Origin of the sequence: Micromonospora sp. M51 (assembly GCF_018070305.1) — a bacterium.
GTDB lineage: Bacteria > Actinomycetota > Actinomycetes > Mycobacteriales > Micromonosporaceae > Micromonospora > Micromonospora parva.
Genome location: NZ_JAGPXZ010000384.1, coordinates 1 through 5761 on the forward strand (window position 1 = coordinate 1; position 5761 = coordinate 5761).

The following is a 5761-nucleotide window of genomic DNA, read 5'->3' on the forward strand; positions in this document are numbered from 1 at the left end:
CAGGCGGCGTGCCGGGCGACCCGGGCGGCGGTCCGCTCGGCGATCAGCTCCAACTGGGTACGCAGCGGCAGCCGGTCCCCGCCGCGTACCGGCAGGCCGGCGGAGAGCCGCCGCTTCAGCCCGGCGATGCGCACCATGTAGAACTCGTCGAGGTTGCTGGCGAAGATGGCCAGGAACTTGGCCCGCTCCAGCAGCGGGGTGCGCTGGTCCTCGGCCAGGGTGAGCACCCGGGCGTTGAAGTCGAGCCAGGACAGCTCCCGGTTGAGGAACCGGTCCTCCGGCAGCGGCGGGGCCGGGGGCTCGTCGTCGTCCGCCAGCCGGGCGGCTGTCGATCCGACCGGTTGGACCGCACCGGCGGCCGGACCGTCCGCCTCGGTCTGCGGCACCGGGTCGATGACCTCGTCCAGGCCGGAGGAGGCGGCGCCGGGGTCGTCGGCGAGGGTGTCGGCGCGGGCGGCGCCGGCGCGTTCGGCGCGGGACGGACGGAAACGCCCATCGGCGCCGCGCGCGGTGGAGCCGTTGCGGAGGTTGGTGGCGGGCGGGCGGGCCGGTTGCTCGCGAGGGGTGCTCACCCGCTCATAATCACCCGATTACGGTAAACGCAAAATGAACTTGGGCCCGCCGGGTCAGATCATCGTCGGCAATGTCACCCGGACAACCTCGCCGTCGGGATCGGTGTCGATGCGAACCCGCTGCCCGAGGCGGAGAAGCCGCAGCCCGGAGGCGTCGAAGGCCCGCGCGGGGAAGCGCATCTCGGTGCCGTCGTCGAGCAGCAGCACACCGCTGCGCGTCGCCGCGTCGTAGCTGGCCACAGTGCCCTGCATGCTGGCACCGTACACCGGGGGGTCCGGCCGGTGGCGCGGCCCGGGCAGGGTCAGCCCACGGAGCGGGGCGGGGCAGGGCCAGCCCGCGGAGCGGGGCGGGGCAGGCTCAGCCGGTGGCGCGGGCCGGGCGGCCGGCGGCGGCCACCAGCGCGGCCGTGCGCGGCCCCAGCCCGAGTCGGTCGGCTTCGGCCAGGTCCGCGGCGGTGTCCACGTCCCGGCGCAGGCTGGGCCAGTCGCCGTCGAGCGGCAACGCCCCGCTCGCCGCGTGCGCGAGCGCCGAACCCACCCCGAAACGAGGGTCCAGCGGTACCCCCGGCGGAGCGGTGAGCAGCACCGTTCCCTCGCCGGGTGTGTCCGGCAGGAACCGGCGGACCGTGGGTCGGCTGTTCCGCGCCGCGAGCAGCGCGCCGGTCAGTTCGGTCGGGCGCAGCGCCGGCACGTCCGCGGTGATCCCGGCCACCCACCCGCGGGCCCCGGCCGCCCCGTGCCGCAACGCGGCGTTCAGGCCGGCGTTCGGCTCGTCCGGCAGCACCCGCGCGCCGGCCGCCCGTGCCGCCGCCGCCACCCGGGCGTCGTCGGTCACCACCAGGACCTCGGTGACCGCCGGGCAGGCCAGCACCGCGCGGAGCGTGTCGGCCGCGAGGGCCAGCGCCAACTCCTCGTGCGGTACGCCGGGCAGCGCGCCGCGCAGCCGACTCTTGGCCGCGGCCAGCGGCTTCACCGGCACCACCACTGCCCACCTCGGCTGACTCACGTCCGCAATCCTGCCAGCCGGACGACGGGACCCTCGCTGGCCGTACCGGGGGCGAGCAGGCATGATTTCCGCTGCGGGTGTCGCGGGCGGGATTTCGCGGCGGGGTTGCGGCGCGACGAGGAGGCACAGTGGCACGGCGGAGGCTGGGGTTCTGGCAACGGTTCGCCGTGGGGCTGGTGAAGCCGGTGATGATCGTCTGGACCCGGCGTACCTGGCGTGGTCAGGAGCATCTCCGCCGCGACGGCGGCATGATCATCGTGGCGAACCACATCTCCCACGCCGACCCGCTGGTCTCCGCGCACTTCATCTACGACTCCGGGCGCTGGCCGCAGTACCTGGGCAAGGCCAGCGTGTTCCGGGTGCCGGTGGTCGGCTGGATCCTGCACCGGTGCCGGCAGATCCCGGTCGAGCGGGGCAGCGTGGACGCCGTCCGCTCGCTGGACGCCCTGGTCGCCGCGCTCAACGAGGGCGGCGCGGTGGTGATCTACCCTGAGGGCACCACCACACGACAGCCGGAGCTCTGGCCGATGAAGGCCAAGACCGGTGCGGCCCGGCTGGCCCTGGCCACCGGCGCCCCGGTCGTACCGGTGGTGATGTGGGGGCCGGAACGGATCTTCGACCCGAGGACGACCCGCGTCAGCCTGCGCCCCCGGATCCCGGTGACCGTTGCCGCCGGGGAACCGATCGACCTGAGCCGGTGGGCGGACGCCCAGCCGACCCGGGCCACCCTCGAGGAGATGACGGACACCATCATGTTGCGGCTGCGGGACATGCTCGCCGAGATCCGTGGCGGTACCCCGCCGCCACTGTGGGAGCGACCGGCCCGGTCCACCGTCGGCCGTGAGCAGCGGGACGACGCGGCATGAGCGGTCACGTCGCGGTGCTCGGTGCGGGTTCCTGGGGCACCGCCTTCGCCAAGATCCTCGCTGACGCGGGGCGGGACGTGACGGTGTGGGCCCGCCGCGCGCCGGTCGCCGAGAGCATCCGGGCCGAGCGCCGCAATCCGGAGTACCTGCCCGGCCTGCTGCTGCCCGCCCGCGTCACCGCCACCACCGACGCCGCCGAGGCGATCACCGGAGCCGAGGTGGTGGTGCTGGCGGTGCCGTCGCAGACGCTGCGCGGCAACCTCGCCGAATGGGCCGGGCACCTGCACCCGGACTCCACCCTGGTGTCGCTGATGAAGGGCATCGAGTTGGGCACCACCAAGCGGATGAGCGAGGTCATCGTGGAGACCGCCGGGGTCGCCGCGGACCGGGTGGTCGTCGTGTCCGGCCCGAACCTGGCCCCGGAGATCGCCGTCGAGCAGCCCGCCGCGACAGTGGTCGCCGGGACGAACAGCGCCCGTGCCACGCTCGTCCAGTCGTCGATCCGGACGCCGTACCTGCGCCCCTACACCAACGACGACGTGATCGGCTGTGAGCTGGGCGGGGCGGTCAAGAACGTGATCGCCCTGTCGTACGGCATCGCCACCGCGATGGGCTTCGGCGACAACACCCGGGCCATGCTGATGACCCGTGGGCTGGCCGAGACGGCCCGGCTGGGCGTGGCGCTCGGCGCGGACCCGATCACCTTCGCCGGTCTCGCCGGCATGGGCGACCTGGTCGCGTCCTGCTCGTCCCCGCTGGCCCGCAACCGCACCTTCGGTGAGCACCTCGGCCGGGGGGAGACGCTGGAACAGGCCCAGGCCGCCACCCGGCAGACCGCCGAGGGTGTGAAGAGCTGCCTGGCGATCCGCGACCTGGCCCGGGCGCACGGCGTGGAGATGCCGATCACCGAGCACGTCGAGCGGATCTGCCACGAGGGGATGGACCCGCGCCTCGCCGTGGAGACCCTGATGAGCCGCACCGCCAAACCCGAGTCGTACGAGTGAGGAACCCGATGAGCGAGTGGGGAGACGGCACCCGGTGCGTCCGCGCGGGACTGCCCGAGCCGGCACCGGGGGATTCGTTCCTGCCCGGACCGGTCTTCGCCGCGCCGTACCACCTCGACCCGTTCCAGGGTCAGGGCACGTCGCCGAACGGCTACGGCCGCCCGGACAACCCGACCCGGCGGCTGCTGGAGGCGGCGGTGGGCGAGTTGGAGGGTGGTGACTGCCGGGTCTTCGCGACCGGTCAGGCGGCCATCACCGGCCTGCTGCTCACCCTGCTGCGGCCGGGGGACACCGTGGTGCTGCCCAGCGACGGATACTTCCCGGTCCGGGCGTTCGCCACCGATGTGCTGGAGTCCATCGGCGTCCGGGTGCTGTTCGTGCCGACCGTCGGGCCGTACCCGTCGTTCGAGGGCGTCCGGCTGGTGCTGGTGGAGACGCCGGCCAACCCGGGCCTCGACGTGGTCGACGTGGCCGCCCTCGCCGAGCGGGCGCACGCCGCCGGCGCGCTGCTCGCGGTGGACAACACCACGGCCACCCCGCTCGGTCAGCGCCCGCTGGACCTCGGCGCCGACCTGGTGGTCGCCTCCGGTACGAAGGCGCTCACCGGCCACTCCGACCTGCTGCTGGGCTATCTGGCCAGCCGATCCGCCGAGCTGATCGACGCGGTGACGACCTGGCGGACCACCACCGGGGCGGTACCGGGCGCGTTCGACGCCTGGCTGGCCCACCGGTCACTGGCCACTCTCGACCTGCGGCTGGCGCGGCAGAGCGCGAACGCCGCAGCGGTCGCCGACCTGCTCGCCGGCCGCTCGGACGTGACCGGCCTGCGGTGGCCGGGGCGGCCGGACGACCCCGCGTACCCGGTGGCCTCGGCGCAGATGCACCGGATACCGGGGGTGCTCTCGTTCGACCTGGGCGACGCCGACCGGGTGGGCCGATTCATCGAGGCCGCCCGGCTGGTGGCGGCGGCGACCTCCTTCGGTGGCCTGCACACCACGGCGGACCGGCGGGCGCAGTGGGGCGACGACACCGCTCCCGGCTTCGTCCGGCTCTCCTGTGGCGCGGAGGACACCGCGGACCTGGTGGCCGACATCGCCGCCGCGTTGGACGCGGCCGGGCTGGTCTGAGCTAGGGTGTCGACGGCCGCACCGGCGGCCCCGACCGGAGGAGGTGAGTCCGATCCGCGCACCGACAGGACCGGCCCTTCCTCCCGTGTTCCTGCCGCGATAGCGGCCACGGGAGCGCCGGCGAGCGTTTCCCGGAGGATTCCCATGGCACCACCGTTCCCCACCGACCGTCCTGCCCTCGTGCACCGGCTGCGCACCGCCGGCTGCGTGTACGCCGAGGACGAGGCAGACCTGCTGCTGGCCGCGGCGGACACCCCGGCGGCGCTGGCCGACCTGACCGCCCGCCGGGTGGCCGGCGAACCGTTGGAGTATCTGCTCGGCTGGGCGGAGTTCTGCGGCCTGCGGATCGCCGTCGACGAGGGCGTCTTCGTCCCGCGTGCCCGCACCGCCCTGCTGGTCGAGGCGGCGGCCGAGGTGACCGGTCCGGCGCCGGCCGTGATCGACCTCTGCTGCGGCTCCGGGGCCACCACTGTCGCGCTGGCGCACCGGCTCGCGCCGCGCTGGCTGGCCGCCGCCGACATCGACCCGGCGGCCGTGGCCTGTGCCCGCCGCAACGTCGTCGGGCTGAACGCCGAGGTGTACGAGGGCGACCTGTTCGATCCGCTGCCCCGGCGGTGGCGGGGCCGGCTCGACCTGGTGGTCGCCAACGCCCCGTACGTGCCGACGGACGCGGTGGCGCTGATGCCGCCGGAGGCACGACTGCACGAGGCCCCGGTGGCGCTCGACGGCGGCCCGGACGGGCTCTCCGTGCTGCGTCGGGTGGGCAGCGACGCGGCCGACTGGCTGGCCCCCGGCGGCCACCTGGTGGTCGAGGTCGGTACGACCCAGGTGGACGCCCTCTGCGAGTCATTCCAGAAAGCCGGCCTGAGCCCCACCGTCCACCAGGACGAGACCCGGGACGCCACCGCCCTAACGGCCCGCCGCCCCTGAGTCCCCACCCCCATACCCCGGCGATCTTGCAGTTTCGGTTGACGTTACGAGCCGAATGGACCTTATGTCGGGACAGTAAGTGCAAGATCGCGGGGAGGGCGGGGCGGGGCGTGGCGGGGGAGAGGGGTTGGCACTAGCCTCGGCTCACACTCATGACGGCGGGAGGCGGTTTCGGTGGGCAGCGCAGGGGTGCCGGTGGTCGTCGGGTTGGACAACGGCGGCACCAGCAACAACGCCACCGTGCTGACGGTGGACG

General features: G+C 74.3%; 6 protein-coding genes and 1 pseudogene. 4 read left to right on the plus strand and 3 right to left on the minus strand.

What is annotated here, in order from left to right; translation table 11 throughout:
• The 3 genes and pseudogenes from KBX53_RS19950 to cofC all read right to left on the minus strand — a co-directional run.
• Positions 1-572, minus strand: a pseudogene (locus tag KBX53_RS19950) (RNA degradosome polyphosphate kinase); the annotation flags it as partial.
• A gap of 54 nt (positions 573-626) precedes the next feature.
• Positions 627-824, minus strand: coding sequence for a cold-shock protein (locus tag KBX53_RS19955; RefSeq protein WP_030335323.1), 198 nt, complete (start codon positions 822-824; stop codon positions 627-629).
• Positions 825-930: 106 nt separating this feature from the next.
• On the minus strand, positions 931-1578 hold the full coding sequence (cofC, locus tag KBX53_RS19960) for a 2-phospho-L-lactate guanylyltransferase (protein WP_309140813.1): 648 nt from the start codon (positions 1576-1578) through the stop codon (positions 931-933).
• A gap of 128 nt (positions 1579-1706) precedes the next feature.
• Between cofC and KBX53_RS19965 the strand changes: the two genes are divergently transcribed.
• The 4 genes from KBX53_RS19965 to KBX53_RS19980 all read left to right on the plus strand — a co-directional run bounded on the left by KBX53_RS19965 (position 1707) and on the right by KBX53_RS19980 (position 5505).
• Positions 1707-2444 carry a 1-acyl-sn-glycerol-3-phosphate acyltransferase gene (locus KBX53_RS19965; protein WP_210860952.1) on the plus strand — a complete coding sequence of 246 codons (738 nt, stop codon included), beginning with the start codon at positions 1707-1709 and terminating at the stop codon, positions 2442-2444.
• The gene (locus tag KBX53_RS19970; RefSeq protein ID WP_210860954.1) at positions 2441-3448 is read left to right on the plus strand and encodes an NAD(P)H-dependent glycerol-3-phosphate dehydrogenase; all 1008 of its coding nucleotides are present in this window, start codon (positions 2441-2443) and stop codon (positions 3446-3448) included. Before KBX53_RS19965 ends, KBX53_RS19970 begins: the two co-directional genes overlap by 4 nt.
• An 8-nt stretch (positions 3449-3456) precedes the next feature.
• Positions 3457-4575, plus strand: coding sequence for a cystathionine gamma-lyase (locus KBX53_RS19975; protein ID WP_210860956.1), 1119 nt, complete (start codon positions 3457-3459; stop codon positions 4573-4575).
• 144 nt (positions 4576-4719) lie between these two features.
• Positions 4720-5505, plus strand: a complete 786-nt coding sequence (locus tag KBX53_RS19980; RefSeq protein WP_210860958.1) for a putative protein N(5)-glutamine methyltransferase — start codon at positions 4720-4722, stop codon at positions 5503-5505.
• The last annotated feature ends 256 nt before the right edge of the window (positions 5506-5761 follow it).